This window comes from Acidovorax sp. AC410 (genome assembly GCF_979253235.1).
The window spans coordinates 3,950,761-3,964,733 of the sequence record NZ_CEEDCG010000001.1 but is presented as its reverse complement, the minus strand read 5'-3'; the positions used below and the strand labels follow the sequence as shown (position 1 = coordinate 3,964,733).

The following is a 13,973-nucleotide window of genomic DNA, read 5'->3' as shown; positions in this document are numbered from 1 at the left end:
CCTGGCGGTCAGAGCTGCACGGCGGCGCTGCCCACGCCGTCGAATTCGACGTCCACCTTGTCGCCCCGCTGCGCGGGCAGCATGCCCACCCACGAGCCAGTCGTCACCACCGTACCCGCAGCCACCGTGGCGCCATGGCGCGTGGCGTGCTGCAACCAGGTGGGCAGCAGCCACACCGGATCGGCCAGCGGATGCGAGCCCGTGCGCAGCACCGGCTCGCGCGTGCCGATGCGGGCCACGCAGCGCTGGGCCGCCCAGTCGCGCGCCACATAGGGCAACCACTCGCCCAGCACCAGCGCGCCGTGCGACTGCAGGTCGGCCAGGCGCAGCAGGGCCGGTGCGGCGCCAGCCTCGGCCCAGCGCGAATCCACGATCTCGATCGACACCGCCATGGCGTCGACGAACATGCCCGCCGTCTCGGGCGTCAGCGCCGCCGCCTGCGCGGGCGAGACGGCCTGGCCCAGGCGCAGTGCGATCTCGGCCTCGATGCCGATGGTGTGGAACTGCATGTCGGCATACTGCGCCGGGCTGCTGCGCACGCCCGCTGGCGGCAGCGGTGCATGCGTGAGCACGGCCTGGCGGTTGGGCCCGCCCGACTTCCAGTGCAGCGCCGGCCCCGGCGGGAACCAGCCCATGGCCTGCGCCAGCGCATCCTGCGCGGCATAGGCTGCAGCGGCATCGGCCAGGGCCCAGGGTTGGGCGCTGGTGGTCTGCCCGCCCTGCCATGCTGCGGCAAGCGCTTTGGCTACTGCGTTCGTCGGGTCGTTTTCGGCCATTGTTTTCAGCTTTCTACCTTGACGTTGCCATCCTTCACCACCTTCGCCCACTTGGCGATCTCGGTGTTGATGAAGTTCTTGAACTTGTCGCGCGATCCACCGCCGTCCTCGGCACCGTAGGTGTCCAGGCGCTCCTGCACGTCGGGCATGGCCAGCACCGTGTTCACATCGCGGTTGATCTTGTCGGCGATGCCCGATGGTAGCTTGCCCGGCCCTGCTAGCCCGTACCAGGTGGTGGCCTCGAAGCCTTCGAAACCCTGCTCCTGCATGGTGGGCACGCCGGGGTGGCCCTTGGCGCGCTTGGTGCGTGTCTGCGCCACGGCGGCCACCTTGCCGCTCTTCACATGGGGCGTGGCGGCGGTCATCGTCTCGAAGCAGTACTGGATCTGGTTGCCCATGAGGTCGGCCAGCGCGGGCGCGCTGCCCTTGTAGGGCACGTGCAGTGCATCCACACCCGCCTGCAGCTTGAACATCTCCAGCGCCAGGTGCTGGGCCGAGCCGGGGCCGGCCGAGCCAAAGCTCACCTTGCCGGGGTCGGCCTTGCACAGGGCCACGATCTCCTTCATGGTCAGCGCCTTTTGCGCCGGCCCCGCGATCAGCAGGTTGGGCGTGACGCCCACCATCACGATGGGCACGAAGTCGCGCTGCACGTCGTAGCGCAGCTTGGGCTGCAGGCTGGGCGCCAGCGCATGGCTGTTGATGTGCGCCATCAGCAGCGTGCTGCCGTCGCTGGGCTGCTGCGACACGTACTCGGCCGCCAGCACGCCCGAGACACCGGCCTTGTTCTCCACGATGACCGACTGCTTCCACATGGTGGACAACTTGGTCGCCACCACGCGCGCCAGCGCATCGGTGCCGCCGCCGGGCGGAAAGCCCACGATGATGCGCACCGGGCCGCTCGGCCACTCCTGCGCGAACAGGCGCGGCGCGCCCAGGGTGGCCACCGCCGCGCCTGCGGTCTGGATCAGGGAACGTCTTTTCATCATCGCTTGTCTCCTTCGTTGGCCCTTTTTTGTGCAGGCCGGGTTGAATGAACTCAGCACCGCCCCGGCAGCTCGGCCGGTGCATGGAACACGGGTCTATCGATCAATCGAGGAATCCACCGCTGGGCCGCCAAAGGCCGCAAGCGGGTCAACACATGCCAGCGGCCAACGCCTCCCGCAGGCGCCGGCCGTCAATCCATCCGCAGGAAGAAAACAAGGGGCCGGGCTCAGGCCGCCTTCTTCAACGCAGCGGGCGCCGCATGGCTGGCGAAGTAATCCATGCTGGCCTGCACCCCACTGCCGGCCAGGGCGATGCCCGAGAGCTTCATGCCCATCTCCACGCCAGCCACCATGGCCACCAGCGTGAGGTCGTTGCTGTCGCCCAGGTGGCCCATGCGGAACATGCGGCCTTTGAGCTTGCCCAGGCCGGTGCCCAGCGAGAGGTCGAAGCGCTGGTGGATCAGGCGGCGCAGGGCATCGGCGTCCACGCCCTCGGGCGTGATGACGCCCGTGAGCACGGGCGAGTACACCGCCGGGTCGGCGCACTGGATGGGCAGGCCCCAGGCGTTGACGGCGGCGCGCACGCCCGCGCCCCAGCGCTGGTGGCGCGCGAAGACGTTGTCGAGCCCTTCCGCCAGCAGCATGTCCAGCGCTTCGGACAGGCCGTACAGCAGGTTGGTGTTGGGCGTGTAGGGCCAGTAGCCGTCCTTGTTCATCTCCACGATCTCGTCCCAGGCCCAGAAGGCGCGCGGCAGCGTGGCGGTCTTGGAGGCTTCGAGGGCACGCGGCGACAGGGCGTTGAAGCTGATGCCAGGCGGCAGCATCAGGCCCTTTTGCGATCCGCTGATGGTCACGTCCACGCCCCATTCGTCGTGGCGGAAGTCGGCGCTGGCCAGGCCCGAGATGCTGTCCACCATCAACAGGGCCGGGTGGCCCGCCGCGTCGATGGCCTTGCGCACCGAGGCGATGTCCGATGTGACGCCGGTGGAGGTCTCGTTGTGTACCACGCACACGGCCTTGATCTTGCGCTCGGTGTCCTTGCGCAGGCGGGCCTCGATCAGGTCGGCCTGCACGCCGCGGCGCCAGCCGCCGGCCAGGGGCAGGTGCTCGTCCTTGCCCTCCCAGGTGAGGAACTCAGTGGAGATACCCAGGCGCGTGGCCATCTTCTGCCACAGCGAGGCGAAGTGCCCGGTCTCGAACATCAGCACATGGTCGCCCGCACTCAGGGTGTTGCACAGCGCCGCCTCCCAGGCTCCGGTGCCCGATGCGGGGTAGATCGCTACCGGGTGGCGGGTCTGGAAGATCTTCTGGATGCCCGAGAGCACCTTGAGGCCCAGGCCCCCGAATTCGGGGCCCCGGTGGTCGATGGTCGGCAGGCTCATCGCCCGCAAAATGCGGTCTGGCACCGGGCTCGGGCCCGGGATCTGCAGGAAATGGCGGCCAGTGGGATGAAAGTCGAGTTGAAGCATGGAGCGTCCTTTCTGCCCTCAGTTTTGCATGCAAAAAACACAATTGCATGCGGGAATACCCTTAAATTACAGGATTGCTTCGCCAATTTTTTGCATGCAAAATTCAATTCAGAAAGCGACACATGGCTGAAATCATCGAAATCTCCCGCCTCGCGCTGCACGACCAGGTCGCCGCGCGGCTGCGCACCATGCTGGTGGAAGGCCAGATCGCGCCCGGCGCCAAGCTCAATGAGCGCGAGCTGAGCGAGCAGTTGCGCGTCTCGCGCACCCCGCTGCGCGAGGCCATCAAGCTGCTGGGTGCCGAGGGCCTGGTGGACCTGCTGCCCAACCGGGGCGCGGTGGCCGTCAAACTCACCGAGGCGGACGTGGTGAACACCTTCGAGGTGCTGGCCACGCTCGAAGGCATGTCGGGCGAGCTGGCAGCGCAGCGCATCAGCGATGCCGAGCTGGCCGAGCTGCGCGCCCTGCACTACGAAATGATGGCCTGCTTCGCGCGGCGCGACCTGTCGGGCTACTACCGCATCAACGCCAGCATCCACACCGCCATCAACGAGGCGGCCAACAACCCGGTGCTCACGGCCACCTACCGCTCCATCAACGCGCGCGTGCAGTCGCTGCGCTTTCGCACCAACCAGAACGAAGCCAAGTGGAAGCTGGCCGTGACCGAGCACGAACAGATGATCGAGGCCCTGGCCGCCCACGACGCCGAGGCCATGCGCCGGGTGCTGGTGGCGCACGTGCTGCGCAAGCGCGACACGGTGCTGGAGCTGCTGCGTGCCGGCGAAATTTACCCCCAGAGACAAGCCTCCACCTAGGAACACGCCCATGCGCATCGAACCCGCCAGCAGCCTGCAGCCAGCCGGTACCACCCTGCCCCCCAACGAAACCTGCGAGGCGCTGGCGCGGCGCCTGGCGGCAGAAACCGAGGGCGAGGTGCTGTTCGATGCCGGATCACGCGGGCGCTATGCGACCGATGCCTCCATCTACCAGATCATGCCGGCCGGCGTGCTGGTGCCGCGCACCGAGCGCGACATCGCGGTCGCCATCGACATCGCGCGCGATCTCAAGGTGCCCGTGCTGGCGCGCGGCGGTGGCACCAGCCAGTGCGGCCAGACCACCGGTGCGGCGCTGGTGATCGACAACACCAAGCATTTCCGCAAGGTGCTGGAACTGGACGTGCAAGCCCGCACGGCCACGGTGGAGCCCGGCATCGTGCTCGACCACCTCAACGCACAGCTCAAGCCCCACGGCCTGTGGTACCCGGTGGACGTCTCCACCAGCGCCCAGGCCACGCTGGGCGGCATGGCGGGCAACAACTCCTGCGGCTCGCGCTCCATCGCCTACGGCAACATGGTCCACAACGTGCTGGGCGCCAGCGCCTGGCTGAGCGACGGCGAGCTGGTCGATTTCGGCCCGCTGGCCACGCTGGGCCCGCGCGCCACGGCCATCGCCCAGCACGTGCGCCAGTTGGCCCTGCAGCACCGCAGCGACATCGCCGAGCACTGGCCCAAGGTGCTGCGCCGCGTGGCGGGCTACAACCTCGACATCTTCGACAACCAGAACGAAAAGCCCTACACCGCCGACGGCAGCGTGAACCTGGCGCACCTGCTGGTGGGGTCCGAGGGCACGCTGGCCTACACGCGCAGCCTCACGCTCAAACTCAGCGAGCTGCCGCGCGCCAAGGTGCTGGGCATCGTCAACTTCCCCACCTTCCACGCGGCCATGGATTCGGCGCAGCACATCGTCAAGCTCGGCCCCACGGCGGTGGAGCTGGTGGACCGCACGATGATCGAGCTGGCGCTGGCCAACCCGGCCTTTCGCCCCACGGTGGAGACGGCCCTCATCGGCAAGCCCGCCGCCATATTGCTGGTGGAGTTCTCGGGCGCCAACAAGGCCGCCCTGCTGCCGCAACTGCGCCAGTTGGTGGAGCTGATGGGTGACCTGGGCCTGCCCGGCAGCGTGGTGGAAATGCCCGACGAGGCCCCGCAGAAGAACCTGTGGGAGGTGCGCAAGGCGGGCCTGAACATCATGATGAGCCTCAAGGGCGACGGCAAGCCCGTGAGCTTCATCGAGGACTGCGCCGTGCCGCTCGAACACCTGGCCGAATACACCGACGGTCTGACCGAAGTGTTCGCCCGCCACGGCAGCCGGGGCACCTGGTACGCCCACGCCTCGGTGGGCACGCTGCATGTGCGCCCCATCCTCGACATGCGAACCGATGGCGCCGCCAAGATGCGCGCCATTGCCGAAGAGGCCAGCGCCCTGGTGCGCAGGTACAAGGGCGCCTTCAGCGGCGAGCACGGCGACGGCCTGTGCCGGGGCGAGTGGATCGAGTGGCAGTTCGGCCCCGCGATCAACGAGGCCTTTCGCGCCATCAAGACCCACCTGGACCCGATAGGCCTGTTCAACCCCGGCAAGATCATCGACCCGCCCAAGATGGACGACGGCGCGCTGTTCCGCTTTGCCCCGCCCACAGCGCCCAGGCCCTACAAGCGCATCCCCCTCACCCCCGTGCTCGACTGGTCGGCCTGGAACGTGCAGGCCGACCCCGTGACCGAGGTGACCACGGCCCCCGGCAGCGGCGGCGACGTGACCGGCGGCTTTGCCAAGGCCGTGGAGATGTGCAACAACAACGGCCACTGCCGCAAGTTCGACGCCGGCACCATGTGCCCCAGCTACCGCGTGACGCGCGACGAGCAGCACCTGACGCGCGGGCGCGCCAACACCCTGCGCCTGGCCGTGTCGGGCCAACTCGGGCCCGACGCCTTCACCAGCGAAGCCATGCACGACACCATGGACCTGTGCGTGGGCTGCAAGGGCTGCAAGCGCGACTGCCCCACGGGCGTGGACATGGCCAAGATGAAGGTCGAGTTCCTGGCCCACTACAAGCGCAAACACGGCCATACGCTCAAGGACCGGCTGGTGGCCCACCTGCCCGGCTACGCGCGCACCGCCAGCCACTTCGCCTGGCTGCTCAACCTGCGCAACACCGTGCCCGGCGCGGCCTGGCTGGGCGAAAAGCTGCTGGGCTTCTCGGCCAAACGCTCACTGCCCGCATGGCGCAGCGACACCTTCTGGCGCAGCCACGATGCCTCCCTGTTTGCCGGCAAGGACGACACCATCGCCGCCGCCCAGGCCGGCCGCAAGACGGCCGTGCTGTTCGTCGACACCTTCAACGGCACCTTCGAAGCCGAGAACGCCCTGGCCGCCGCGCGCGTGCTGCACGCCGCAGGCTACATGCTGCACACGCTGGAAAAGGCCGGCGGCCACCACTGCTGCGGCCGCACGTACCTCGCCACCGGCATGGTCGATGAAGCCAAGGCCAAGGCCGGCGCACTCATCGACGCCCTGCTGCCCCTGGCCCAGGCCGGTGTGCCCATCGTCGGCCTGGAACCCTCGTGCCTGCTCACCCTGCGCGACGAGGCCCTGGTGATGGGCCTGGGCGAGAAGGCCGTGACCGTGTCCCGGCAGGCCCTGCTGTTCGAGGAATTCCTGGCCCGCGAGGCCAAGGCCGGCCGCTTCGCGCCATCCCTAAAGCCCGCAGGCCAACCCATCCTGCTGCACGGCCACTGCCACCAGAAGGCCTTTGGCGCCGTGCCCCCCATCCTGGAAGTGCTGCGCCTGATCCCCGACGCCAAGCCCGAACTCATCGAAAGCTCCTGCTGCGGCATGGCCGGCAGCTTTGGGTATGAAGCCTCGCACTACGAGGTATCCATGCAGATGGCCGAGGCGGCGCTGCTGCCCGCGGTGCGCAAGAACCCCGATGCCATCGTGGTGGCGGATGGGACCAGTTGCCGGCACCAGATTGCGGACGGGGCGCAGCGGGAGGCGGTGCATGTGGCGAGGTTGCTGGACAGTTTGAGGGTGTGACTTGAAAGACTCATGGTCTAGACTTCTTTGGCGCGCCTGCAGGCGTCCATACCATGCCTTTGATCGCCCCCTTCCTGAGCCCTGTTCTTGCAGCAGAACCCTACGAACCAACGCGGGACGTAGTCGCCTGCCAAGTGTCAGTTGACGGGTTGACCGCAGCAGAGATCTTCTCGCACACTGACGGCAGCTTGGGTTTCCGGTTCGCCGCTTGGGTAGCCTGGCGGGACGCGGGTGGCGAAGCGAGAGGGCATGGATGGGAATGCATTTATCCAGAGCACAGCCTCTTTACGGATCGCTTTGAAGTCGCTGCAGATGGAGCAGCCCGGTATGCGGAGTTCTGCGGACTGCGGCTCGAAGGCTGCTGGGTCAAACCCTGATGGCAAGCACAGCAAAGCCGCCTGCAGCAGCCATACACAATCAAACCGATAAAGGAGCCTGTTCGTGCTGGAGTACAAAGATGCCATCGCACTGGTGGAAAAGGCAATTGCATCCATGTCCCCGCTACCTGACGGCGATACGTTGATCCTGCTTCACGAGCACACAATCGAACGCCCCTTCGGGTGGGTGTTCTTCTATACCTCGCGGCTACACCAGGAAACTGGCGATTTCAAGTACGCGTTGGCCGGCAATGCGCCGCTCATCGTGGACCGGCATGCAGGCACAGTCATACCCACAGGCACGGCCCGCCCCATCCTGCACTACATCGAAGAATATGAAACGCGCAGCGAGAATGACTAGCCCAATCTTGCAGCAGCGCGCCCTCGCTCAGGCCGCCGCCCCTCGCGCTACAGCGCTGCTTTTGCTTCGCTTGAGCACGGCAATCAGAAGGTGAGCCCCCACGGCCAGGGCCAGAAGTACCAGCGCCCCCACACCCCAGACGGCCCAGGCCAGCAGCGAGATGGCGCCCGAGAGCGCGGGCACGGCCTCCAACGCGCCCTGGATGACAGGACCGATGGAGGCGACCAGCGACCCGAACTCCTGCGCCAGCGCAGGCGGCAACCAGACCGCCAGCCAATCGGGCAGCGCGACCTGGTCCACCACAGCGGGGCCGCTGCCGGCCAGTGTGCCCGCGCCCGATACGGCCCACAGCGTCACCGCGTGCGCGCTCCAGCAGGCAACGGACCACAGGGCCAGGAGCGCCAGCGCGAGAAACCAGCTGATTGCGTAAAACATGGGGGCATCGTCCTTTCAAGGTGGCAAGCAAGCCCCGGAGTATGGGCAAGGCGTCGAGAAAGAGACAGCAGTCCAGGGCGAAACCTGAATGCGGTTTTTACGAACTTATTTCGGCTATTTCAGCAGAAAAGAACGAAACCCCGATCAGCCACCCGCCTGGCCCTCAGATCGGCCGTGTCAAGTACACCGCCTCGCGCCCCACGATGGGCTCGCGGGTGGGCATCAGCACCGTGCAGTCGTCGCACAGCGCGCGGATTTCCACGGTGCCGTCGGTGGCAATAAGTTCATCCTTGGCAAAGGTCTCAAAGCCCTGCACCGGGCGCGTGAACGCAAAGTCCGGCGTGAGCACCATGCAGGTTTCCAGCAGCTCGAAGCGGCGCTGCGGGCCGGGCGCGGCGCGGTCGGCACGCGGGGCGGTCAGGCCGAAGTGGGCGATGAAGTCCTGCGCCACCTGGGTCGCCAGGTCGGCCGCCGATTGCAGGAAATGCTGGCCGCATTCGACCACCATGGCCACGCCGGCATCGCCCAGGGCCTGGCCGTGGCGGCCGTGCTGGATCAGCGGCGTGCCGGAGCCCAGGCCGTTGGGCATGACCATGTGCACGGGCGGCAGGCCGATGGCCAGGGCCGCCGCCGAGTTGCGCTCGTACGCCGGGTAGACCCAGAAGGGCGGCACGTCCTGGCTGGTGGAGTGGATGTCGAGGATGTGGTCGGCCGCAGCCACCACGGGGCGCAATTCGCGCGCGCGGCGCAGCTCGGGGCTGTCGTCGCTGCCGTCGAGCTCGGCCGCCGACCAGACGCGGTTGAGGTTGTGTACCAGCTGGCGGCTCTCGAACGGCCGCGACTCGTCGAACGACTCATACGCCGCCACGTTGGCGAAGCTGATGGTCAGCGTGCCGATGAGCGGGCGCACGCCGCTGTCGAGCAGGTGCGTGGCCGCAACCATGCCGCAGATCTCGTTGCCGTGCGTAAGCGCATTGACCAGCACATGGGGGCCGGGCTTGCCCGATTCGAAGCGGTGCACATAGTCGATGCCGACATTGCCCTGGCGGTAGGCGGACAGGTCGCGGGGCAGCACTTCAAACAGGGGCGGGTTCTGGCTCATGGTGGGAGGGTTTCATTAACTGATAAGAGAACACATCATTGTCGGCCCAAACGGCCAGGCATGCACGCCGTACCGTGCTGCGGCGGGCCGCGTGCGGTGTACGATGCCCTCCGACTGTTCATCGCCCTGAAAGCACCATGCCCAGCCTGCCCCGCCTGCGTTTTGTACCCCTGGCCGATGTGGCCCACCTGCTCCCGGCCGAATGCCGGATCGCCAAGCGCCTGCGCGACGACCCCGAGGGGCTGGCCGATGAAACCGCCGCCTGGGTGACCGGCGACGTGCAGTGGCCCGAGCTGCACCTGGACACGCCGCTCGTGGCCGATGGCGGCCTGCACCATTTGGCCCAGACCCAGCCGGACGCCGCCCCCCTGCCCCGCCGCGCGCCTTACCTGGTCCTCATCGAAGGCAACCTGCGCATCGACGGCGCACTCACCGCCAGCGACACCGATGGCACGACGAACCTGGTGGTGCTGGGCAGCCTGCAGGTGCAGCATGCGGTGATCGGCGGGCAATTGGTGTACGTGCAGGGCGCGCTCGCGGTGGACGAGCTGCTCTGGGGCCACTACAACCACGGCGACCTGCAGGTGAACGGCGGCCTCACCGCGCGCGTGGCGCTGTTCACCGACGAGTACCACGTGCAGGTGGCGGGCGGCGAGCAGGTGGAATTTCTGCTCGACGAAGCGCGCGGCGTGCCCAGCCTGGCGGAGTTTTCTGCCGAGGTGGCAGGCCTGGTGTTTGCGCCCGAGTTCTTCGATGGCATCGACGACGGTGCGGACGGCATCGGCGCCCTGCTCGACCGTGACCGCGTGGTGGAGGCCGTGCGCGCCGGCGAGAGCCCCGTGCGCTCCAGCGCCGAGATCACCGCCGACATGCCTCTGGCCAGCGACCTTTTCGCCGACGAAGCCATCAGCGTGGCCAACATCCTGGCGGTGGTGAATTCGCCCATCGTCACGCACAAGGAGAAGAAGGCGCCCGGCTGGTTTGGCCAGACCGACTTTTCGCTGTGCCGCCGGCATGTGGATGCCGATGGCGACCAGCGCGACGACAACGTGTTCATCACCGTCTGGAAGACCTGGGACTTCTACCTCTCGGTGGAGCACGAGCCCCAGCGCACCGGCCTGCTGACACGCCTGGCGGCTGCCGTGCTGCGCCGGCCCATCCCATTCACCGAGGTGGCCACGCTGATCTACCGCAGCTACACCGAGGGCACGCCCGACGGCTGGAAGGTGCTGGGCGACGAGGCGCCAGCCGAGGCACGCGAGGCCGCTACCCGGGCCTGGCGCGGCGTGCTCGACTATGTGCGCCGTGCGGTGGGCCAGTCGCGCGCCGGCTACCCGCTGTACCACCGGCTGCAGGCCGAGCTCACGCCCCGGCGCATCGAGCAGTTCACCAGCCTGCCCTACTTCACCGAGGAGTACAACGACTGGTGGGACAGCGACAAGAACGGCACCTGGCACGGCGACGTGTGGGTGGGTGCGCGCCAGCCCTGCCTGCACGAGGGCGAGCCCTACGGCCGCGCGCTCAAGCTCAGTTGGGAGAACGGCGAACCCCGGCCCGGCGACGATCCGGACGACGCCTACGGCGCCTACCAGCTCGACATCGACGAGGCCCGCGCGGGCCCGCCGGTGGTGGCGTTCAAGTACACCCAGCGGCAGAGCGAGGCCCGGACCACGCTGCCCCGCGGCGCGGTGGACCACATCGCGCGGCTGCTGCGCCTGTACACCCAGGTGGAGGCCAGGATCCAGGAAGAGCACGAGCAGCAGCAGGCGCAACAGACCGAGCAGCGCCGCATCGAGACCAGCGTGCAGTTGCTGGCCACCCCGCCGCTGGCGCACGACCTGCCGGACGCGGCCGTGTTCCCGGCCGAGCTGATGCTGCTGTCCGGGCAATGGCAGGCCGATGGCGAAGCCTATGTGGCGGCGATCCGCGCCCACCAGTTCGCGATGACCGCCCGTGCGGACGAAGAAGACGAAGTGGACGACGGGGACGAGGATGAAGACCCGCCCGAGGCCGACCTGCCGGACGACCCCCGCAAAGCCAGCGCCCCTGCGGTGCTGCAGCTCGCCCGCCTGGTGAACCGGCATGCCGACGAGGCGCTGGCCGCGCGCTTTCGCCAGCGCTTTGCCTTTGCCCCCGATGCCTACGTGCGCACGGCGTCCAAGGCCGGTCAGTTCATCGGCCCGGTCTTCCTGCTGGCCGATGGCCGCATGCTCGTGCGCATTGGCCCCAGCTACAGCGAATCGGTGCACTGGGTGCAGATCGAGGGCGCGGCGCTGACCCTGCTGCCGGCACTCAAGGGCCTGGGGCGCTCAGCCGATGGCAGCTGCTTTGCGCAGAGCGACGGCACGCACATCACCACGCACCGCGGCTTTGGCGGCGCGCAGATCGCCCAGCTACCACTGCCAGCCGGCAATGAGGGCATCCCGCCCTCCATGGGTCTGGTGGCCGGCGCGCTGGGCCAGCGCTGCGACGAGATCATTCCCTTCAACGACGGCCAGCGCGTGCTGCTGCGCAACCCCACCGGGGTGTACCTGGTCAGCGCGGCCCATGGCGTGCAGCGCCTGCACCCGCAGGAGTTCGACGAGGGGGATGGCGACGAAGACGATGGCGGCCCCTACACCTGGCCCAAGAACCACCAGGATGCGGCCGACGGCGAGCCCCAAGGCAGCCTGCTGGCCATGGACATGCTGCACATGGCCCTGTCGCCCGACGAGCGCTTCATCGCCGTGGGCGACCAGGACAGCGCCCACATCCTGCTCAGCGCGCAGGACGGCCGGCCGCTGCGCACGCTGGCCGCCCAGTCCTCCTACCCGCACCACGCGCGCTTCTCGCACGACGGCGCGCGGCTGTGGTTCAACTCCTGCCACCTGTACAACGGCATCACCATCGCCACGCCCGTGGAGGCGGCCGACGACACCGAGGGTACGGTGGTCAATGCGCAGTGGCGCGTGTACGCCTCGGCCACCCTGCCTGGCATGGTCGTCATGGGCGACGCCAGCGGCTACGTGTACGCCATGGACGATGAAGGCCGCACGCTGTGGCGCCACCACGTGGGCAGCAGCATCAGCGCCATCGAGGCCTCACCCGATGGCAGCACCTTGCTGGTGGGCAGCTACGGCGGCTACCTGGCCGTGCTGCAGCGCACGGAGACGGGGCTGGACCCCTACTCCATTGGCACCTCGCCCTATGCGGAGGTGAGCCGCTGGATTTTCTGGAACAACGAGAACGCACCGCTGCGCTGGTAAGCGGGGACGCTGCGCACGCACCGATCAGAAATGCGGACCGGGCCCTTCCTGGGCCAGCGCATCCTGCGCATTGCGCAGCGGGCAGACCTTGAGCGACAGGCAGCCGCAGCCGATGCAGCCGTCGAGCTGGTCGCGCAGCGACGTGAGCGTGCGGATGCGCTCGTCGAGGTCCTCGCGCCAGCGCTCGGAGAGCCGGCGCCAGTCGGCCACCGTGGGCGTGCGGCCTGCGGGCAGGGCCTGCAGCGCTTGCGCGATGGCGGCCAGCGGCACGCCCATGCGCTGCGCCACCTTGATCACCGCCACCCGGCGCAGCACCGAACGCGGGTAGCGCCGCTGGTTGCCCGCGCTGCGCACGCTGGCGATGAGGCCCCGTGTTTCGTAGAAATGCAGCGCCGACACCGCCAGCCCGCTGCGCCGCGCTACCTCGCCCACCGAAAGATCGGCGGCCAGCTCTGCCATGGAATCGCCGTGTGTGTCGCCCTGCTGCTTCATGACCCTGCTCCCAAAAGTGCCCGTTGACCTCAACTTAACTTGAGGTTGAATACTAACAGCCTCTTCCACGATTTTCAGGACCTCCCCCATGCCACGGATCGCTTCGCGCCTGACCCCGGCCCACGCCACCAACCTCGCCCACATCAACCCCGAGGGCGTGTACGACCCGGCCCCCAACGGCTATACGCATGTGGTGGTCGCGCCCCTGGCGGGCCGCACCGTCTATGCCTCGGGCCAGGGCGGTGAGAACCTGGCGGGCGAGCTGTCACCCGACTTTGCCGAGCAGTTGGCGCAGGCGCTGGCCAACATGCGCACCGTGCTGGAGGCGGCGGGCGCCAGCGTGCATGACGTGGTGCGGCTCACGCTGCTGGTGGTGGACCACACCGAGGCCCGCCTGGCCCTGTGGACCGAGGCCGCGCGCCGCGTCTGGGGCGATGCGCCCACGCCCGGCTGCACGCTGATCCCCGTGCCGCGCCTGGCGCTGGATGGCATGCTGGTCGAGGTGGAGGCCACGGCCGTGGTCGCGGCAGCGCAGGCCTGACACCACCACGCAGCCCGGCACCCCGAAAAAGAGCCCCCGTCGGTCATCCCGGGTACCCCGGTTGTGGCGTACCATGCTGCGCAGCGGTCCCATCCGGAGACCCACACAGGAGGACCCATGGCCAAAGGTGAACAGCGCAGCAACAAGATGGCGAAAAAGCCCAAGAAGGACACGTCGATTCCCAAGGAATCCCACGGCTCCGACCGTCCCATGCCGCCCGTGACGGCCGTGGTGCCACGCGGCAAGGACAAGAACAAGTAAGAAAGTCCGGCGACTCCCGTTGCCGTACCGAAGAAAGGCCCCCGTTGCCCCAGGCAGCGGG

General features: G+C 68.2%; 12 protein-coding genes. 6 read left to right on the top strand and 6 right to left on the bottom strand.

Features of this window, described 5'->3' with window-relative positions:
- Positions 1-8: 8 nt before the first annotated feature.
- The 3 genes from AC0IZS_RS18335 to AC0IZS_RS18325 form a co-directional block, all read right to left on the bottom strand.
- Positions 9-776, bottom strand: a complete 768-nt coding sequence (locus AC0IZS_RS18335) for a fumarylacetoacetate hydrolase family protein (protein WP_471636906.1) — start codon at positions 774-776, stop codon at positions 9-11.
- Positions 777-781: 5 nt separating this feature from the next.
- Positions 782-1,759, bottom strand: coding sequence for a Bug family tripartite tricarboxylate transporter substrate binding protein (locus AC0IZS_RS18330; RefSeq protein WP_471636905.1), 978 nt, complete (start codon positions 1,757-1,759; stop codon positions 782-784).
- A 227-nt stretch (positions 1,760-1,986) separates the two neighbouring features.
- A complete protein-coding gene (locus AC0IZS_RS18325; protein ID WP_471636904.1) occupies positions 1,987-3,228 on the bottom strand; it encodes a pyridoxal-phosphate-dependent aminotransferase family protein in 1,242 nt (413 codons plus the stop codon).
- 122 nt (positions 3,229-3,350) lie between these two features.
- On the opposite strand from AC0IZS_RS18325, the gene AC0IZS_RS18320 reads away from it, so the two are divergent.
- The 3 genes from AC0IZS_RS18320 to AC0IZS_RS18310 all read left to right on the top strand — a co-directional run bounded on the left by AC0IZS_RS18320 (position 3,351) and on the right by AC0IZS_RS18310 (position 7,836).
- Positions 3,351-4,043 (top strand): GntR family transcriptional regulator, encoded by a 693-nt coding sequence (locus tag AC0IZS_RS18320; protein ID WP_471636903.1) that lies wholly within the window; start codon positions 3,351-3,353, stop codon positions 4,041-4,043.
- Positions 4,044-4,053: 10 nt separating this feature from the next.
- Entirely contained in the window at positions 4,054-7,098 is a 3,045-nt protein-coding gene (locus AC0IZS_RS18315) for an FAD-binding and (Fe-S)-binding domain-containing protein (RefSeq protein ID WP_471636902.1), read from the top strand.
- A 441-nt stretch (positions 7,099-7,539) separates the two neighbouring features.
- Complete coding sequence (locus AC0IZS_RS18310) at positions 7,540-7,836, top strand: YrhB domain-containing protein (protein WP_471636901.1); 297 nt, start codon at positions 7,540-7,542, stop codon at positions 7,834-7,836.
- Positions 7,837-7,863: 27 nt separating this feature from the next.
- Here the strand turns inward: AC0IZS_RS18310 and AC0IZS_RS18305 are convergent, their stop codons facing one another.
- Positions 7,864-8,271: a hypothetical protein gene (locus AC0IZS_RS18305; protein WP_471636900.1), complete on the bottom strand. Its 408-nt coding sequence runs from the start codon at positions 8,269-8,271 to the stop codon at positions 7,864-7,866.
- Positions 8,272-8,434: 163 nt separating this feature from the next.
- Positions 8,435-9,373, bottom strand: a complete 939-nt coding sequence (locus AC0IZS_RS18300) for a M14 family metallopeptidase (RefSeq protein WP_471636899.1) — start codon at positions 9,371-9,373, stop codon at positions 8,435-8,437.
- Positions 9,374-9,510: 137 nt separating this feature from the next.
- On the opposite strand from AC0IZS_RS18300, the gene AC0IZS_RS18295 reads away from it, so the two are divergent.
- On the top strand, positions 9,511-12,618 hold the full coding sequence (locus AC0IZS_RS18295) for a WD40 repeat domain-containing protein (RefSeq protein ID WP_471636898.1): 3,108 nt from the start codon (positions 9,511-9,513) through the stop codon (positions 12,616-12,618).
- 24 nt (positions 12,619-12,642) lie between these two features.
- Here AC0IZS_RS18295 and soxR read toward each other — a convergent pair whose 3' ends face one another.
- Positions 12,643-13,110, bottom strand: coding sequence for a redox-sensitive transcriptional activator SoxR (gene soxR, locus AC0IZS_RS18290; protein WP_471636897.1), 468 nt, complete (start codon positions 13,108-13,110; stop codon positions 12,643-12,645).
- Between the two features lie 88 nt (positions 13,111-13,198).
- Here soxR and AC0IZS_RS18285 point away from each other — a divergent pair, with 88 nt between their 5' ends.
- Positions 13,199-13,651: a RidA family protein gene (locus AC0IZS_RS18285; RefSeq protein ID WP_471636896.1), complete on the top strand. Its 453-nt coding sequence runs from the start codon at positions 13,199-13,201 to the stop codon at positions 13,649-13,651.
- Between the two features lie 117 nt (positions 13,652-13,768).
- Entirely contained in the window at positions 13,769-13,912 is a 144-nt protein-coding gene (locus AC0IZS_RS18280) for a hypothetical protein (protein ID WP_471636895.1), read from the top strand.
- Positions 13,913-13,973 lie beyond the last annotated feature (61 nt).

Coding starts and splice junctions, on each gene's coding strand:
- AC0IZS_RS18335 (WP_471636906.1), bottom strand. CDS start 776: ATGGCCGAAAACGACCCGACGAACGCAGTAGCCAAAGCGCTTGCCGCA.
- AC0IZS_RS18330 (WP_471636905.1), bottom strand. CDS start 1,759: ATGAAAAGACGTTCCCTGATCCAGACCGCAGGCGCGGCGGTGGCCACC.
- AC0IZS_RS18325 (WP_471636904.1), bottom strand. CDS start 3,228: ATGCTTCAACTCGACTTTCATCCCACTGGCCGCCATTTCCTGCAGATC.
- AC0IZS_RS18320 (WP_471636903.1), top strand. CDS start 3,351: ATGGCTGAAATCATCGAAATCTCCCGCCTCGCGCTGCACGACCAGGTC.
- AC0IZS_RS18315 (WP_471636902.1), top strand. CDS start 4,054: ATGCGCATCGAACCCGCCAGCAGCCTGCAGCCAGCCGGTACCACCCTG.
- AC0IZS_RS18305 (WP_471636900.1), bottom strand. CDS start 8,271: ATGTTTTACGCAATCAGCTGGTTTCTCGCGCTGGCGCTCCTGGCCCTG.
- AC0IZS_RS18300 (WP_471636899.1), bottom strand. CDS start 9,373: ATGAGCCAGAACCCGCCCCTGTTTGAAGTGCTGCCCCGCGACCTGTCC.
- AC0IZS_RS18295 (WP_471636898.1), top strand. CDS start 9,511: ATGCCCAGCCTGCCCCGCCTGCGTTTTGTACCCCTGGCCGATGTGGCC.
- soxR (WP_471636897.1), bottom strand. CDS start 13,110: ATGAAGCAGCAGGGCGACACACACGGCGATTCCATGGCAGAGCTGGCC.
- AC0IZS_RS18285 (WP_471636896.1), top strand. CDS start 13,199: ATGCCACGGATCGCTTCGCGCCTGACCCCGGCCCACGCCACCAACCTC.
- AC0IZS_RS18280 (WP_471636895.1), top strand. CDS start 13,769: ATGGCCAAAGGTGAACAGCGCAGCAACAAGATGGCGAAAAAGCCCAAG.